This is a genomic window from Capnocytophaga sp. oral taxon 329 str. F0087 (genome assembly GCF_000213295.2).
GTDB lineage: Bacteria > Bacteroidota > Bacteroidia > Flavobacteriales > Flavobacteriaceae > Capnocytophaga > Capnocytophaga leadbetteri_A.
In genome coordinates this window covers 24,885-38,968 of sequence record NZ_KN389983.1, presented here as the reverse complement: position 1 = coordinate 38,968, position 14,084 = coordinate 24,885, and the positions used below count along the sequence as shown (strand labels likewise).

At 35.8% G+C, this 14,084-nt stretch carries 13 protein-coding genes; 11 read left to right on the top strand and 2 right to left on the bottom strand.

What is annotated here, in order from left to right; all coding sequences use genetic code 11:
- A partial coding sequence (locus HMPREF9074_RS00175; RefSeq protein ID WP_034539194.1) for an ATP-dependent helicase occupies nucleotides 1-1,938 on the bottom strand: 1,938 nt, incomplete at its 3' end.
- 57 nt (nucleotides 1,939-1,995) lie between these two features.
- On the bottom strand, nucleotides 1,996-2,466 hold the full coding sequence (locus tag HMPREF9074_RS00170; RefSeq protein WP_009392248.1) for a helix-turn-helix domain-containing protein: 471 nt from the start codon (nucleotides 2,464-2,466) through the stop codon (nucleotides 1,996-1,998).
- 380 nt (nucleotides 2,467-2,846) lie between these two features.
- On the opposite strand from HMPREF9074_RS00170, the gene HMPREF9074_RS00165 reads away from it, so the two are divergent.
- The 11 genes from HMPREF9074_RS00165 to HMPREF9074_RS00115 all read left to right on the top strand — a co-directional run bounded on the left by HMPREF9074_RS00165 (nucleotide 2,847) and on the right by HMPREF9074_RS00115 (nucleotide 14,082).
- Nucleotides 2,847-3,902 carry a M14 family zinc carboxypeptidase gene (locus HMPREF9074_RS00165; RefSeq protein WP_009392249.1) on the top strand — a complete coding sequence of 352 codons (1,056 nt, stop codon included), beginning with the start codon at nucleotides 2,847-2,849 and terminating at the stop codon, nucleotides 3,900-3,902.
- Between the two features lie 93 nt (nucleotides 3,903-3,995).
- Complete coding sequence (locus tag HMPREF9074_RS00160; protein ID WP_009392251.1) at nucleotides 3,996-4,475, top strand: Lrp/AsnC family transcriptional regulator; 480 nt, start codon at nucleotides 3,996-3,998, stop codon at nucleotides 4,473-4,475.
- Between the two features lie 269 nt (nucleotides 4,476-4,744).
- On the top strand, nucleotides 4,745-6,418 hold the full coding sequence (locus HMPREF9074_RS00155; RefSeq protein WP_009392253.1) for an McrB family protein: 1,674 nt from the start codon (nucleotides 4,745-4,747) through the stop codon (nucleotides 6,416-6,418).
- On the top strand, nucleotides 6,399-7,709 hold the full coding sequence (locus HMPREF9074_RS00150; protein WP_009392255.1) for a 5-methylcytosine restriction system specificity protein McrC: 1,311 nt from the start codon (nucleotides 6,399-6,401) through the stop codon (nucleotides 7,707-7,709). Before HMPREF9074_RS00155 ends, HMPREF9074_RS00150 begins: the two co-directional genes overlap by 20 nt.
- 12 nt (nucleotides 7,710-7,721) lie before the next feature.
- Complete coding sequence (locus HMPREF9074_RS00145; protein WP_009392257.1) at nucleotides 7,722-8,417, top strand: class I SAM-dependent methyltransferase; 696 nt, start codon at nucleotides 7,722-7,724, stop codon at nucleotides 8,415-8,417.
- Between the two features lie 77 nt (nucleotides 8,418-8,494).
- Entirely contained in the window at nucleotides 8,495-10,114 is a 1,620-nt protein-coding gene (locus tag HMPREF9074_RS00140; protein WP_009392262.1) for an ABC-F family ATP-binding cassette domain-containing protein, read from the top strand.
- A gap of 169 nt (nucleotides 10,115-10,283) precedes the next feature.
- On the top strand, nucleotides 10,284-10,736 hold the full coding sequence (locus tag HMPREF9074_RS00135) for a hypothetical protein (protein WP_009392266.1): 453 nt from the start codon (nucleotides 10,284-10,286) through the stop codon (nucleotides 10,734-10,736).
- Nucleotides 10,737-10,896: 160 nt separating this feature from the next.
- Nucleotides 10,897-11,592: a hypothetical protein gene (locus HMPREF9074_RS00130; protein ID WP_155846610.1), complete on the top strand. Its 696-nt coding sequence runs from the start codon at nucleotides 10,897-10,899 to the stop codon at nucleotides 11,590-11,592.
- Between the two features lie 82 nt (nucleotides 11,593-11,674).
- Nucleotides 11,675-12,115 (top strand): GyrI-like domain-containing protein, encoded by a 441-nt coding sequence (locus tag HMPREF9074_RS00125; protein WP_009392269.1) that lies wholly within the window; start codon nucleotides 11,675-11,677, stop codon nucleotides 12,113-12,115.
- Nucleotides 12,116-12,135: 20 nt separating this feature from the next.
- A complete protein-coding gene (locus HMPREF9074_RS00120) occupies nucleotides 12,136-12,720 on the top strand; it encodes a hypothetical protein (protein WP_034539228.1) in 585 nt (194 codons plus the stop codon).
- Between the two features lie 12 nt (nucleotides 12,721-12,732).
- Nucleotides 12,733-14,082: a tetratricopeptide repeat protein gene (locus HMPREF9074_RS00115; RefSeq protein ID WP_009392272.1), complete on the top strand. Its 1,350-nt coding sequence runs from the start codon at nucleotides 12,733-12,735 to the stop codon at nucleotides 14,080-14,082.
- The last annotated feature ends 2 nt before the right edge of the window (nucleotides 14,083-14,084 follow it).

Below are 14,084 nucleotides of genomic sequence, written 5' to 3'. Positions count from 1 at the left end.
TATAAACCTACTAGGTTCAGAGGGCGAAAGCTGCCCCCAGCGATAACGATTCTCTGCATAAGTGAGGTAGGCCTGCTTCTCGGCACGTGTAAGTGCAACGTAAAATAAGCGACGCTCTTCCTCTAACTCCTCACGCGATTGTATACTCTTAGCCAAGGGGAAAAGGTCTTCTTCCATTCCCACCACATATACATAAGGGAACTCCAATCCTTTAGCTAAGTGTATGGTCATCAGGGCTACACGGTCTTCATCGCCTATTTCTTTATCAGAATCAGTAGCTAATGACACATCTTCTAAATACTCTGTTAGGCTACCTGTGCTATCAGCTATATCCTCTTGCCCTGCTACGAAATCCTTAATACCATTTAGCATCTCCTCGATGTTCTCCATCTTAGCAATTCCCTCTGGAGTACCATCTTTCTTAAACTCTTGTAGCAATCCTGTTTTCTTAGCTACTTGTTCTGCTACCTCAAAAGCATTAGCCTCTTTGTTAAGCGCCTGAAAGTTAAGTATCATCACCACAAAGTCAGTTAACTTCTGTCGAGTAGTGCTATTAATGTGTAAATCAGGCAGTTTATTAATGTTGTACATCACCTCAAACAGCGATTTTTTATAATGATTAGCCGCTAAAGTGAGCTTTTCCATCGTAGTTTCACCTATACCGCGCGCTGGGAAGTTAATAATACGTACTAAAGCCTCTTCATCATTAGGGTTAATGATAAGTCTTAGGTAAGCCAACACATCTTTTATCTCTTTTCGTTGATAAAACGAAAGCCCGCCATAAATACGATACGGAATATCCCGCTTTCTCAGCGCATCTTCTATGGCACGTGACTGCGAGTTGGTACGGTAGAGTACTGCAAAGCTACCATTGGGCAACTGATGCTGCATCTTATTCTCAAAGATAGACCCCGCCACAAATCGTCCCTCATCAGCATCGGTAGCACTGCGATGCACCTTTATAGGTTCACCCAACTCATTTTCAGTAAATACCACCTTATCTAAGCGTATTTTATTATGCTCTATCACACTGTTGGCAGCCTCTACGATATTCTTGGTCGAGCGGTAATTCTGCTCTAATTTGTACTCCTTGGCTTCAGGATAGTCACTTTTGAAGTTCAGAATATTGTTGATATTCGCCCCGCGGAAAGCATAAATACTCTGTGCGTCGTCGCCTACCACGCATATATTGTGAAAACGGTCAGCTAAAGCCTTGACAATCAGATATTGAGAGTGGTTAGTATCTTGGTACTCATCTACCAATATGTACTGAAATCTATTTTGGTATTTAGCTAATACTTCAGGGAAAACATTTAGTAACTCATTGGTTCTGAGGAGTAAATCATCAAAATCCATTGCCCCTGCTTTGAAACACCTATCTACATACTCCTGATAAATATCCCCAAAGCGCGGTTGTCGCCTAGCAGCATCTGCCTCAATCAGTTCCGGACTATTAAAATAAGCCCGTACAGTGATAAGATTGTTCTTTAAAGACGATATTCGCTGCTGTATTTGCTTATATTTGTACACATCTTTGTCTAATTCCTTCTCTTTTATAATACCATTGATAAGACGTTGCGAATCTTGTGTATCATAAATGGTAAAATTCTGTGGAAACCCCAACTTATCAGCTTCAAATCGCAATATTCGGGCGAAAACGGAGTGAAAAGTACCCATCCATAGGTTCTTAGCCTCGTTATTGCCCACTATATCGGCAATTCGCTTTTTCATTTCGTTAGCAGCCTTATTCGTAAAAGTAAGAGCAAGTATGTTAAAAGCGTCTACCCCTTGCCGCATAAGGTTAGCTATGCGATAGGTCAGCACACGCGTTTTTCCCGAGCCTGCACCTGCTATTACAATGATAGGTCCTTCTTTTTGAAGCACTGCCGCGCGCTGAGGAGCGTTGAGTCGTTCTAATTCCTTTGAAAATAAGTCCATAAGTAGTGTGTTCTAAAAGGCTGCAAAGATAGCAAAACAATTCCCAATTCGCAATGTTTAATTATCAAAAACCTCAAAGTGATTGTCCTCGTAAAAGAAAATAATCCGTTTAATCTTCTTGTGTGTATCTGCCAGCACAGAAAGTTTTTCTTCTATTATAGGAGCTGTAACAGACTCTTGTACAGTTTTCTCTTGCGTAGGAGTAGCTACAATAGGCGAGGGGGTAGGAGTCATCTCTATTTCGGGTATATCACTAAATAGGTCTGGTTGTTTTCGAGGAGAAATGCTATGCGTCTCTTCCTTGCGCGGAAAACTTCCTTTGCCCTGTGTAATCCAATACATATCTACCTCAGGAAATTTCTCGATGAGCTTCAGAATAAAATCTAAGCTGGGCTTATTGCGCTCTGATAGTAAATGCGAAATACCTGAACGCTGAATTTCTAAGCTATCAGCAAAGGCAGCTGCATTAAGTCCGTAATAATCCATTACTTGTTGTAACCTTTGTGCAAAATCTGTTGTGTTTAACATTGTAATTATTGTTTAAAAAGTTAAGAATGCACAAATGTAAATCAAAAAAATGAGATACACAACTATAAACATAACTATTTTTTAAAGGCATAAAGTATTAATTTAAAAAATATTTGTAACTAACTGATATAACTAAAGATGCATTTTAATTATAAAAATAATCTATTGTATTACAACCTAATAAAATTCAATAGTTACGTTGCTAATCTATAGTTAATAATACTATCACTATTTTAAAATCTCCAGTAGGGCAAATAATTGTAAATTACAATTGTAAAATATTACAAATTACAGTGTTTTACTTTTGTAACTTATATATTAATACAAAAATAATCAGTATATTTGCCTCATTTAATAGCTCTTATAAAATTTCAATAACTATGGTAACAGAACTTCACGGACGCTATATTAACTATCAAATGATAGCTCCTCTGCTTGCAGCATACCCCTTTCAGGAGGTTATTCCCCTTGGAAAATCAGTAAAAGGCACACCTATCAATCTTTATAGAATAGGAAAAGGGACTAAAAAAGTGCTTATATGGTCGCAAATGCACGGTAATGAATCTACCACTACTAAAGCTCTTTTTGATGTTTTCGAGCAACTAAAAACAGCTGATTTTACCAAGAATCTGAGTATTTACGTTATCCCGATGCTCAATCCTGACGGCGCTGAAGTGTTTACACGTGTAAATTACAATCAAATAGACCTAAATAGAGATGCTTACGAGCTTACCCAACCTGAAAGCAAATGTTTGCGCAAAGCTTATGAGTTAGTACAACCTGACTTTTGCTTCAATTTGCACGACCAGCGCACTATCTTCAGCGTAGCACAAACCTCTAATCCAGCCACAGTCTCTTTTTTAGCCCCAGCTTACAACGAAGAACGTAGTATAAATCCAGTGCGCGAGACGGCTATGAAGCTAATTGTACTGATGTACCAATTCCTTGATATTCCTAACCAAATTGCCCGTTTTGACGATGCTTTTAATATCAATTGCACAGGTGATAGGTATACAGCTCTTGGTACTCCTACCATACTGTTTGAAGCAGGACACTTTCCTAATGATTACAACCGTGAACAAACCAGAAAGTATATTGCTCAAGCCATTTTTGCAGGGTTAAAAGGCATTGCTAATAATAGTTTTACAGATGTAAATTATAAAGATTACTTTTGTATATCAGAAAATGATAAGTGCTTTGTAGATATTTTATTGCGCGATAATACACATACGGCAGAGGTAGCCATTATGTATAAAGAAGTGCTAAAAGACAACTGTATTTACTTTGAGCCTTATATAGCTGAAATAGGAGATTTATCGCATAAATACGGACATAAAGAAGATTTCTTAATGAATTTCGTAAAACCTCCTTTTGATAAAAATAGCATTGAAAAGCAGTTAGATTTGCATAATCCTTACTTCAAAGTAGCAGAATAATGTGATTTTTTTAAAAATTGTCTTATTTTATTTGGAATATTAAAAAAATAACTGTTACTTTGCGCATTATAAAATCATCAATCTTTAATAACTATGGCAAGATACAAATTAGACGAGGTTGATCATCAAATATTAGATTTGATGATAGACAACACCCGCACTCCTTTTACTGATATTGCTAAGCAATTAAATATTTCGGCTGGTACAGTGCACGTGCGTGTGCGTAAAATGGAAGAAATAGGCATCATTACGGGCTCTACTCTTACAGTCGATTACAACCGATTGGGGTATACATTTATCGCTTATGTAGGCATATTCTTAGAGCGTAACCATCAGGCGCAGTTCGTTTTAGAGCGATTAGAAGAAATACCTTTTGTAACGGTAGCACATATTACTTCGGGTAAGTACAATATTTTCTGCAAGATTAGAGCAAAAGACACCAAGCACGCCAAAGAGGTGATTTATATGATTGATGATATACAAGGCGTAGCCCGTTCAGAAACAATGATTTCTATGGAAGAGGCCATCAACGACAAACGCCGCTTGTTACATAAAGCGTTCCGCGAATTGTAAGTTTTTTTGAATCATATTTAAACACTTTGCCAAAGGTCGTAATTTATGACTTTTGGCAAAGTGTTTTTTTTGTACAGACATTTTTCTCCCCTTATTTATCTTTTACATTCGATATAAGATGGATATAGGATGGATACAGGAAGAGCGAAGGAAAGTCGGCGAGCTGGCGCAGCCGAGTATGTGACGAATAATAAACGAGAAGTAAGCATCTTTTTCTTGTTTAATAAAAAATAAATTATTACTTTTGCTGTTTTAAAAAAATTAATATTATGAGTAGATTATCTAATTTTAAAGAGTTCTATCTGAAAGTAGTACTACCTAATACTCTTTCATATAAAAATTATTTCAATGAGGGTAATTTTGATAAGAATATGAATGATCTTATTAAAAAATACCAAGAAAGTTACGGTTTTAATCCTTTTGAGGATAGTATATCCTTAAAAGATCTGGATATAAAACCTATTGATAATATTTTTGAAGACTATTCAAATAGTAAAGGGAGTGGTGTGCCACGCGCTATTATTAACACCCATTATAGGAAATTTTTAACATATCAAGAAGATATTCATTTTGAAAACCTACAGGAACTTATTAATAGAATTAATGAAGCATTTAGAAAAGATAACTTTATTGAAAAATTTCAAAGGAAACGTACAGAGTTCAATGGGAATAGTAGGGTAGCTTCAAATGATGTAATTTTTGGAGATGTAAGAGATAATTATTGGACTATTAACAAAGGAAGTGAAAAAGAACTTCAATATCATATCAATAATGATGGAAAATATATTGGATATGGGTTAGGATTCAATGCTCAACCTTCTCAAAATAATCATAGTCCGATGGAATATGTTATTCCTTTTGTAAAAAGTTTTATTAATAATAGAATATATGATAAATTGCAAGATTATCAATTTGTAAATTCTTCACTTGAAGATCTTAAAAATATTTCTTATGGAGACTTTATTTTATTTGGAAAAAAAATAGAATTAAAAGAAGATAAGAGCATAGAAGGCATTAAACTTCTTGAACTTATTTATGACTTAGAAGGCAAACAATTTGAAGCCTATAAGCTCATTTTTAGTAATGCAAATCTTATAAAAGAGAATAAAATGAATATCGAAAACGAAATACAAAAATACACAGACCTCCTCCACTACAAACCTCAAATCATTCTACAAGGTCCCCCTGGTACTGGTAAAACTCGTGAGGCTAAACGTATTGCCAAAGCGTTATTAGGTTTAGGTGAAAATGATAGTTTAGAGGGCAATGAGCAATTCAAACTCATTCAGTTTCACCCCAGCTATTCTTATGAAGATTTTGTAAGAGGAATTATAGCTGAAACTGTAGATGAAAAGATTAAATACTCTGTTAAAGATAAAATATTAGGATCTTTTGCTCAAGAAGCTTTAAAAGATAAAGATAAACCCTACGTTCTTGTCATAGATGAAATTAACCGTGCAAACCTATCAGCTGTACTCGGCGAACTTATCTATGCCTTAGAATATCGTGGTGAAGCAGTGCAAAGTATGTATGCTATTGAGGGAGAAAACAACCTTACTTTGCCTCCTAATCTCTATATTATCGGCACGATGAATACCGCCGACCGCTCCGTAGGGCATATAGATTATGCTATCCGCCGCCGCTTTGCCTTTGTAAATATCTTGCCTAAAGATTTAACAAATGAATTAGGCGATCAGTTTGAGAGTGCGTTATTTGCTAAAGTGACTAACTTGTTCAATACTAATTTATCTTCTGAGTTCAAAAAGGAAGAGGTTCAATTAGGGCATTCGTATTTCATTACTAAAAATACTCCTATCGATATCCGTTGGGAATACGAAATCAAGCCTATTTTGTTCGAATATGTTAAAGATGGTATTCTCGTTGGAGAGGGAATAGAAACTACTATAAATAACCTTATCAACGATGAAAATAACGCTTCTTGAACATAAGCCTTATAGCATCAAAAAGGAGGGGGAGACGCTAAAAATCTTTGAGGCAATACCTCATATTTGTCCGTATATATTGAAAAAAGATAGACAGGGTAATCCCGTCTATCCTTTTGAAATTAAGCGTACAAATGACGAAGAGGTATGTTTGCAGGCAGGCTATTATATAGGGGCATTGTGGTTGGTAAAACATCACAAATTCGTATATATAGAGCCAAAAATGAATAAAAAACAGATAGCTGAAGGCTCTTCTTCTCAAGAAGAATGGGCAGAAATTGACTATCTAAAAATGCTTCTCAGCATTACGGGGCTTGATCCTAAAGATACACAAGACCTCATCAAAATCTATTGGGACGAACCTCCAATTACTATCGAACAGCAAAAAGACACACTCACGCCTTTTCTAATGGTGCAATTCCTTTTGCTACTGAAGCGTATTGTGCGCAAAGGACTCAAAAAATCGTACTACACGGTCGAGGAGAATCTTAATAGCCGTATCAAAGGTAAGATACAGTTAGCTAAACACCTCAAACAAAATGTTTTTAAGAACAAACTGACAGCTCACGTATGTAGGTATCAAGAGTTTGGAATGGATAACCTCGAAAATCGATTTTTAAAGAAGGTCTTACAATTTATCATCAGCTTTAAGAATACGCACGCTAATTACTTCGCAGGAAATGACAAATCTATTCGCGAATTGATTACCTATTGTAGCCCATATTTTGAGTTGATTTCAGAAGAAATTAATATAGAAAACCTCAAAAAACTTACTACCAATACTTTTTTTAAAGAATATGAGGAAGCCATTCGCATCGGAAAGCATATCTTAAAGCGTTTTTCGTATAATATCACCGAAACAACCCAACAAAAAGTAACTATTCCGCCTTTTTGTATAGATATGCCCAAACTTTTTGAGTTATATGTCTATAAAAAGCTACAAGAACAGTTTGGTAGAGAGGCGGTGACCTATCATCTTACAGCTGATTATACCGAATTAGATTTCTTGCTCAACACTCCAGAATACAAAATGGTCATTGATGCCAAGTATAAGCCTATTTATGAAGATAATAGAGTGATAGACGACATCCGCCAAGTGAGTGGTTATGCACGCTTAGAAAGAGTTTATCAAAAACTTGGTTTAGAGGGTAGTAATAAACTTATTGATTGCCTTATTATCTACCCTTCTTTAGATGAAGATACAAATTTTTTCTTAAAAGATAAGAAAATAGCTGGATATAGAAATATCTATAAACAAAGCATATCCATTCCATTAATTACTAATCTTTAATCATTCATCATTATGTCAAAATTCTACAACGAAATTGCGGAAAAATACGATTACATCTTTCCGTTATCACCAGCTCACCAAACCTTCTTTGCCATTGAACTATATGGCAAAACTGTTCTTGATGTAGGTGCTGCCACGGGCAATCTTACAGCTTACTTATTATCGCAAGGTTACGAGGTTACCGCTATTGACCTTAGCGAGCGACTCATTGCCGAAGCTACCAAGAAAGACATTGTGGTACAACCACTTAATATGCTTGATATTGACCAGCTTGCTGTCTTCAACAATATTGTTTGTATCGGTAATACATTGCCGCACCTCGATAGTAAAACTTCTGTACAGCTCTTTTTGCAAAAAGCCTATGGGCAACTGACTCAAAAGGGTAAACTTATTTTGCAAATAGTCAATTTTCAGAAGTATTTTGCCCAAAAGCAAGGCAATTATTTAGGTAATTTACCTCTTATAGCCAATAATAAGGTAAAATTTGAACGATTTTACTATCTAAATGACAGCGATAAAATCATCTTTAAGACTATTTTAGACGATACTATAGAAAATGAAGAGCTACTACAGCCTATTTTTGCTAATGAACTCACTGATTGGCTTATCAAAATAGGGTTTAAAAACCTTAAATTGTATGGCAATTTTAAGAAAGATCCTTTTGAGCCTGAAAAATCTATGGCGTTGATTGTGAGTGCTGAAAAATGAGTTTTGAACTAAGATTTTCGTATCTTACAAATATTGTGTATATTTGCACTTTTAAAATAATTAATAACAACTAGAAAATGTTATCAGTATCCAATTTATCAGTACAATTCGGTAAGCGTGTCCTCTTCGATGAGGTAAACGTAACCTTTACTCAAGGCAACTGCTACGGCATCATCGGTGCTAATGGAGCAGGCAAATCTACTTTCCTTAAAATTCTTTCAGGCAAGCAAGAACCTACTTCGGGGCGCGTTATCCTCGAACCTGGCAAACGTATGTCGGTGCTTGAGCAAGACCACTACGCTTATGACGATTACACCGTACTCGACACTGTGATTATGGGCAACAAAGTCCTTTCTAAAGTTAAGAAAGAGATGGACGACCTCTATGCTGACTACTCTGATGAGCACGCCGAGCGTATTGGTGAGCTACAGATGCAGTTTGACGAGATGAACGGCTGGAATGCCGAAAGTGATGCGGCTGCTTTGCTCTCTAACTTGGGTATTGCTGAGGATATGCACTACACTATGATGTCCGAAATGGACGGCAAACTCAAAGTGCGAGTACTTTTGGCGCAAGCGCTCTTCGGAAATCCTGATGTACTCATAATGGACGAGCCTACTAACGACCTCGATTTCGAGACTATTGGCTGGCTGGAGAACTTTTTGGCAAATTACGACAATACGGTGATTGTAGTCTCTCACGACCGTCACTTCCTTGATGCCGTTTGTACCCATATCTCGGATATTGACTTCGGAAAAATTAACCATTTTTCGGGTAACTATACTTTCTGGTACGAAAGTAGTCAGTTAGCAGCCCGTCAGCGTGCGCAACAGAACAAAAAGGCAGAAGAGAAAGCCAAAGAGTTGCAGGAATTTATTGCGCGCTTTAGTGCCAACGTGGCAAAATCAAAGCAGGCGACCTCTCGTAAGAAGATGTTGGAGAAACTTAATATCGAGGAAATCAAACCGTCTTCTCGCCGTTACCCTGCTATCATTTTCGAGCGTGACCGCGAGGCAGGCGACCAGATTCTACACGTGGAAAACCTCGCAGCTTCTATCGACGGACAGGTATTGTTCCAAAATGTGGACATCAACCTTGCCAAAGACGACAAAGTAGCCGTGATTTCTAAGGATTCGCGTGCCACCACTGCCTTTTATGAGATTCTCAACAACAACCTTAAGCCCGATGCGGGCACTTTTGCGTGGGGTATCACCACCTCACAGTCTTACCTGCCGGTGGATAACTCCGATTTCTTCACCCAAGACCTTTCTTTGGTGGATTGGTTGCGCCAATGGGCGAAAACAGAGGAAGAACGCGAGGAAGTATATGTGCGCGGGTTCTTGGGGAAGATGCTTTTCAGTGGCGAGGAAGCCCTTAAAAACTGTAAAGTGCTCTCAGGAGGCGAGAAAGTGCGCTGTATGCTCAGCCGTATGATGATGTTGCGCGCCAATGTGCTAATGCTCAACGAACCTACCAACCATTTGGATTTGGAGAGTATCACCGCCTTCAACAACTCGCTGAAAAACTTTAAAGGTACCGTGCTTTTCACCACTCACGACCACGAATTTTCGCAAACCGTTGCCAATCGTATCATCGAGCTTACCCCTAGTGGCATCATAGACCGCTATATGACCTTTGATGAGTATATGGACGACAAAAATATTCAGGAACTCCGAGAAAAGATGTATAAACAATGATTAACGGTTAATGATTAATGATTAATCAGAGCACTTTGGCAAAGCTCATTGTACAAAAAAGTGATTAAAATGAGCTTTGCCAGAGTTTTTTGAAATGGAAATAGGAAATTTATGTGATTTTTAATATGTAATATCAATTAAAATTAGTTATTAATAAAAATAAAGTGGCATGTTTAATTTAGATATTAGTCAAATAACGAACTCTTTTAGTATTTTTTCATTTAATTATTCAACTAAAAAGGAAATAGTATCCCAAAAAATAGAACAAATTCAAAAAGAAGAAGATAAAAAATCCATATCTGATAAAAGAGATTATAAAACTACTATGAGTGGTTCTAAAATTGAACTAATAGAGAAATTAGAAGAAGATATTGTTATATATTTATTTATTCAAAAGGAAAAAGAAAATGGTATTTCTTGGAATCTAATTGCGCCAATAGTAAAATGTTTGACAAGTAATACTATACTTCAATATGGACTAGGATTCTTTGCCTTGCAAGGAAGTGGGGGAGGGCTAAATAGTACAAATTCTATTTTTATTTCAGCAAAAAAACTAAAAGAAAAAGGATATAATGTCATTTTTTCCCCAAGAGTAATAAAAAGTAATCACTTACTAAAATAATTTGAGTATTGTGATAATAACCTTACATTAGATGATTTAGATAAAAATTCCATCTCATTATGTAATTATCTAATAAATGATACTTTTGAATTAATTTACAAAAAATATAATGAATTTCTAGAAAGATATTTTTCTAATAATGATAAAAAACGTAATTATTATGAGTTCTAAGACTAAAAATTATTTACAAACTCAATTATTCCCTGATGAAGATATTAAACAACCTAAACACGATGATATAATGTTTTGGTTGGATAAGAATATTAATGCTATTACAGAAGAAATTTTACCAAAAGATATTAGTAAATATATCAATAAATACGAAAAAGAAAATATCAATAATCAAATTAATAGAACAAAAGAGTATTTTCGAAGAATAGGAACAGAGGAAAGTATAGAGAATATTAAAAAACTCGATAATTTGAATTTATTCAATAAGGAATATATTAGAACGGTTCCTATAAATATAGAATTAAAAAATTGGGAGTTCCCTATAACTATTGGAGAAGAAAAGTATAAAAGAATTATAGGATTTGTTGATATGTTTGTAGGTTTTTATTTTCCTACATCTGCATATTTGCAAGGAATTGTTGAGGAAATAAAATATGGTGAAATTGTAAAATACAGATTAGAAGACACTATAGGTTTAAATTTCCATAGAAAATATAGATCTGTAGCTTTTGAAGTGAAAACAAAAATAGACTCTGTTGGAGAACTGATAAGACAAATTAATTATTACAGAAATGTACTAAGAGATACTATTTTTGTAGTTATTTCTGAGAATGATGAATATAAAGATATTCTTAATGATCAAAAAATAAAATTTATAAAGTATGAACCTGAAAAATATCTTTAACAATTTAATGTACTCAATATTTGTAATATTATATTACCTCTTTGTATAAACAGAGTTCAAAATAAAATTAAGCTTATAAAAAATGAAAATCATCGGGATTAGTGTGCGCACTACCAATCAGAACGGACAGGCAATGCAAGACATTGGAAACCTTTGGCAACGCTTTTTTAGCGAGCAACTTTTGACAAAAATACCCAATAAGGTAAGCGATGCCATTTACAGCATCTACACCGATTACCAAAAGGACTATACCGAGCCTTACACTTGCATAATAGGAGTAGAAGTTACCACGCTCAGCACGATTCCCGACGGCTTAGAGGGCAGGGAATTTCCTGAGCAAACCTTTCAAAAGTTTGTAGCCAAAGGCGCAATGCCTCAAGCAGTAGGGACAATGTGGCAACATATCTGGGACAACGACACCACACTCAATCGCACTTATATATATGACTATGAGCGCTACACAGAGAAGTCTCAGCAAGGAGATACCTCCGAAGTAGATATTTTTATAGGTGTAAAGGATTGATAAAAATTGGAAAAATAGCTATGGATTTAATGAAGGATTGGAATACCTACAAAGAAACTGAAGAGGCACAAAGGGTGATAGAACTTTTTGAGGAGGGAAGTCTGAATGATATTCTTCATACTTTTGTAAAGGAAGGGGCAGCTGAATTTCCTCTTTTTGAACATACTATCAAAAATGTGTTTGAATATTCGCTTATCCCTTATGATGTGCCTATCAAAGACCTTTTTCTTTACCTTATCGATAGTGGATTAAAGGGCTATTTAGTAGCTTCAGACTTTGTATTCGACATCTTTTTAGCTGAAGAATACGATTTTCTCATCGAACGAATGATTCCTACTTCTATAGGTCTTTTTGGCTTGGATAGAGAGGAGGATAACAATTGTTATGTACCTTATCTTTTTTATCACAACTTTAGCAAACTCAAGAAGATAGCAGCCCTCTCGCAGGTGGAAATGCCTCTTGTACCCACTAAAGAACAAGAAAGAGAACGAGTGCTATATTATTTAGATTTTTGTAATGTATGGAATACCTTTCGCAAAAATAATAACCTCTCAATGGCTGAATTATGCACTTTTCTTTATAATTTTGCACCCCAATATATTTAATATACTAGTACGATGTATTTAGAAAACAACGAAGAAAGCTATGCGGTTGCCAAATTCGAATCGATGTTGAAAGAGAATAACATTCTCTTTTTTGACGTAGATGAATTTGAAGAAATAATAGAATATTACTTACAATATGGGCGTATTAGCAAAGCAAAACGCGCCTTAGATATAGGACTTTCTCAGCACCCTTACGCCTCTTCTCTCAAACTTTTATACGCTGAGGAATTGGTATTTGAAGACCGTTTAGATGAGGCTACCCAGTTGCTTAGCGAACTTGAAGGTATTGAACCTATGAATGCAGAGGTATTTGTACAGAAAGCTAATCTATACTCTAAACTCAATCAACATCAGAAAGCTATTGAACTACTCATACACGCTGCTTCACTCACCGATGAGCTATCAGATGTATATGCGCTCATCGCTATGGAATACACCTACATAGAAGATTATCCTCAAGCTAAATACTACTTTACCAAATGTTTAGAGTGTGACCCTCAAGATTATACTGCCTTACAACAGTTGCTCTACTGCTATGAGGTTTTAGGACAGACTGCTGAGGCTAAAACTTTCTTAAACGACTACTTAGACCAAAATCCTTATTGCGAGATAGCGTGGTATTGCTTAGGTAAGCTCTATATCACTGATGATGACCTCAAAAATGCCCTTCGCTGTTTTGATTTTGCTATTATCAGCGATGATACCTTTACAGGTGCTTATTTTGAGAAAGCTCGTGTCTTAGAGGCTATGGAGCAGTATGAAAAAGCTATAGAAAATTATAAAATCACTCTTACTTTAGACGACCCCTCTGCCTTAGTTTATTTACATATAGGGCGTTGCTATGAGAAAATGCGCAACGACCAAAAGGCAGAAGAATACTATTTTAGAGCTACTCACGAAGACCCCCAGCTTGGCAAAGCATGGATTACTTTGGCAGATTTTTATTATTTACGCCGCAAACACGACAAAGCTCTTAAATACATTCAGAAATTGCTCTCTTTTGAGCCTAACGAACCTTATTATTGGCGCAGATATGCTGAGCTTAATTATTTTGAGCTCGGGAATATAGATGAAGCTGAATATGGTTATCGCAGAGCAGTACAAAATGGAGACTACTCATATGCTACCCTCATAGAGTGGATAGACCTAATGCTACTAACAGAAAAATATCAAGATGCGCTACCTATCATCTCTGATGTGGTTTTTATTTATCCTACTGAATTGGACAACTATTACCGTATTGCTTTAACTTACTATGGTTTAGGTGATGAGGCTAATGCTGAAAAATACTATCAATTAGGGTTAGCAAAAGCACCGCAATGGCAATCTTTTTTTGAAAGTAAGTTTAATTTTAAGATGTAGTC

Excerpts from the sequence above, each read along its gene's own strand:
- HMPREF9074_RS00170 (WP_009392248.1), bottom strand. The coding sequence starts at position 2,466 with ATGTTAAACACAACAGATTTTGCACAAAGGTTACAACAAGTAATGGAT.
- HMPREF9074_RS00165 (WP_009392249.1), top strand. The coding sequence starts at position 2,847 with ATGGTAACAGAACTTCACGGACGCTATATTAACTATCAAATGATAGCT.
- HMPREF9074_RS00160 (WP_009392251.1), top strand. The coding sequence starts at position 3,996 with ATGGCAAGATACAAATTAGACGAGGTTGATCATCAAATATTAGATTTG.
- HMPREF9074_RS00155 (WP_009392253.1), top strand. The coding sequence starts at position 4,745 with ATGAGTAGATTATCTAATTTTAAAGAGTTCTATCTGAAAGTAGTACTA.
- HMPREF9074_RS00150 (WP_009392255.1), top strand. The coding sequence starts at position 6,399 with ATGAAAATAACGCTTCTTGAACATAAGCCTTATAGCATCAAAAAGGAG.
- HMPREF9074_RS00145 (WP_009392257.1), top strand. The coding sequence starts at position 7,722 with ATGTCAAAATTCTACAACGAAATTGCGGAAAAATACGATTACATCTTT.
- HMPREF9074_RS00140 (WP_009392262.1), top strand. The coding sequence starts at position 8,495 with ATGTTATCAGTATCCAATTTATCAGTACAATTCGGTAAGCGTGTCCTC.
- HMPREF9074_RS00135 (WP_009392266.1), top strand. The coding sequence starts at position 10,284 with ATGTTTAATTTAGATATTAGTCAAATAACGAACTCTTTTAGTATTTTT.
- HMPREF9074_RS00130 (WP_155846610.1), top strand. The coding sequence starts at position 10,897 with ATGAGTTCTAAGACTAAAAATTATTTACAAACTCAATTATTCCCTGAT.
- HMPREF9074_RS00125 (WP_009392269.1), top strand. The coding sequence starts at position 11,675 with ATGAAAATCATCGGGATTAGTGTGCGCACTACCAATCAGAACGGACAG.
- HMPREF9074_RS00120 (WP_034539228.1), top strand. The coding sequence starts at position 12,136 with ATGGATTTAATGAAGGATTGGAATACCTACAAAGAAACTGAAGAGGCA.
- HMPREF9074_RS00115 (WP_009392272.1), top strand. The coding sequence starts at position 12,733 with ATGTATTTAGAAAACAACGAAGAAAGCTATGCGGTTGCCAAATTCGAA.